Origin of the sequence: Sutterella parvirubra YIT 11816 (assembly GCF_000250875.1) — a bacterium.
In the GTDB taxonomy this organism is placed as follows: Bacteria; Pseudomonadota; Gammaproteobacteria; order Burkholderiales; family Burkholderiaceae_F; genus Sutterella; species Sutterella parvirubra.
Map to the genome: position 1 here is coordinate 1 of NZ_JH605015.1, position 2,228 is coordinate 2,228.

Consider the following 2,228-nt stretch of genomic DNA (forward strand, 5'->3'; position numbering starts at 1 on the left):
GAAGTCGACCTGTCGCGTCCGCACGGCCAGGGCGAGCGTTCGGTCTTCGAGCCAGAGGACTTCGACGTTCCTCGGGCCCAGGGCGTGGCGGATCTGCGCCGTCGTGTAGGCGAGCCACTCCGAGTAGACGCTGTCGCCCAGCGTCGCGTCGATGCCGATCCTGATCGGGTCGCGCGGGGAGAGTTCCAGCGAGGCGGGGAGTTCCGGCGGCGGCATCAGGTCCGTCTCGGGAATCTCGACAGAGCGCACCGATTCGGGCGTCCTCACCGAGCGCAGCCGCGGCTCGATCGCCGCGCGGATGTCGCCCGAAGGCGTCCCCGTCGCGCTCCCCATCCCGACGATGGAGGATGAGGGCGAAGCCGGAACGGTGTCGACCGGCGCGGTGAGTCCGAAGACCATCCCGAAGACGGTGAACGTGAAGGCGGCGCGGCGGAGTTTCTGGCGCATGGGCTGGGCGGCGCGAAGGGTCTTCGCGCCTCTCTGGGATCGGATCGGTTTGAGGGTCGGGTCTTGGGGCCGCGCCGCTCTCGGGCGCGTCCCTTAATATTAGCGGGAAGCGCCTCGCTGAGAAGCGCATCCGAATTCCGGCTTTCGGCGCAGGACGGGGAAGGATCCCCGACCGCGCCGCCCCGCCGACACCCAAATCACCCCGGCAAAACGACCATGGACCTCCCCGAGCGCCCGCTGCGGCACGACGAACCGATTGAGAAACTGCTTCCGCCCGACGTGAGCGCGCCGCTCACCGCCGGCGGGATCGAGACGCTCGAAGATCTCTACGAGTGCGCGGCGGCCCTGGGCGCCACCTGGTTCCGGCAGTTCGAAGGCATCGATGCGGCGCGCGCCCAGGAACTCATGCGCTGGCTCGCCCACTGGGGCGAGGACGTGGGGGAAGTGACCGAACGGTTCTTCCTCCCCGGCGCGCAGACCGAAACGGTTTCGGGCGACCCGAGGATCCGTCCGTTGGAGCGGATCGTGGTCCCGGAGGGGCTCTCCGGCGCCGACGGCGTCAACCGCGCGCCCACCTTCGGGTGTTCGCTCGACGCCCGCACCGACATCGACGCGCTCCGCATTTGGCTCGACGCCCGCGCCGGGAACGTCAACACGCGCGCCTCCTACCGGAAGGAGGCAGAGCGCTTTCTCCTCTGGTGCCTCTTTGAAAAGGAGGTGCCGCTCTCGGGCGTGCGCGCGGGCGAAGCCTCGCAGTACCTCCGTTGGTTGGAGGAGATGGGCCGCACGGACCCGGAGGCGTTCGACAGTCGCTGGAAGATTCCGCAGAGCGCCTGGATCGGAAGCAAGAACACGCCCCGCTCCTCCCCCTACTGGCGGCCCTTCAACGGGCCCTTGTCGGTGACGAGCCGCAGGAACGCCTTGGTGGTCGTGCGCCAGCTCTGCAACTTCCTCAAGAAAACCGGCTACCTCGTCTTCAATCCGTTCGATCAGGTGAGCGGCAAGGTGCCCTTCCTGAAGGGCGAAGGCGTCCCACAGGCCTTCGCCGACCGGTCCTTGACGCCCCGCCAGTGGGACGAGATCGTCGCCAACCTCGAACTCCTCCCCGAAGGGCTCGCGCGCGAACGCATGCGGCTCATCCTCATGATGGGAAAGAGCCTCGGGATGCGCGCGTCCGAGATGCTCGACGCCAAGGCCGGGTGGTTCGTCGAACGCCACATCGGGGGCGAAGAACGCGCCGCGATCGAGATCGTCGGGAAAGGCAGCAAGGTGCGCCGCCTTCCCGTGACGGAAGAACAGTTGGGGATCGTGAACGCCGCGCTCGCCGCCCGGGGGCTCCCGCACGTCGCGCTCTGCGACCCGACGACGCCCCTTCTCATCAACTTGGGGCGCGGCTCGAAGCCCGGCGCCGCGATGAGCCGCAGCGGCCTCTACCGGGTGTTGGGCGGATTTTTCGAGCGGGTCGCGAACGAGGTCGCCTCGACGCGGCCGTCGGACGCCGCGAAACTGCGCGCATCGTCGACGCATTGGCTGCGCCACACCTTCGCCGTGACGGCGCTCTCCAACATGAGCGTCAACGTCGTGCAGGCGGCGATGGGACACGCGTCCGTCGCCACCACCGGCCGGTACCTCTCGCCCGAAGAAGCCGAGATGAGCGAGGCGATGAAGAAGATGAAGGCGCTCTGACGTCGGAGGCGCTCCGAGACGACGCCCGGGTCGGTCGGGTCGGACGCCGTCCCGAACGCCTCTTATATATATGTCGAGGGCCGCTCTGCGCGGCC

The 2,228-nt window shown here is 68.5% G+C and carries 1 protein-coding gene and 1 pseudogene; one reads left to right on the forward strand and one right to left on the reverse strand.

Annotated elements, in window-relative coordinates; all coding sequences use genetic code 11:
• Positions 1-447, reverse strand: a pseudogene (locus HMPREF9440_RS09610) (hypothetical protein); the annotation flags it as partial.
• 216 nt (positions 448-663) lie between these two features.
• Between HMPREF9440_RS09610 and HMPREF9440_RS09615 the strand changes: the two are divergent.
• Positions 664-2,133 (forward strand): tyrosine-type recombinase/integrase, encoded by a 1,470-nt coding sequence (locus HMPREF9440_RS09615; RefSeq protein ID WP_008543761.1) that lies wholly within the window; start codon positions 664-666, stop codon positions 2,131-2,133.
• The last annotated feature ends 95 nt before the right edge of the window (positions 2,134-2,228 follow it).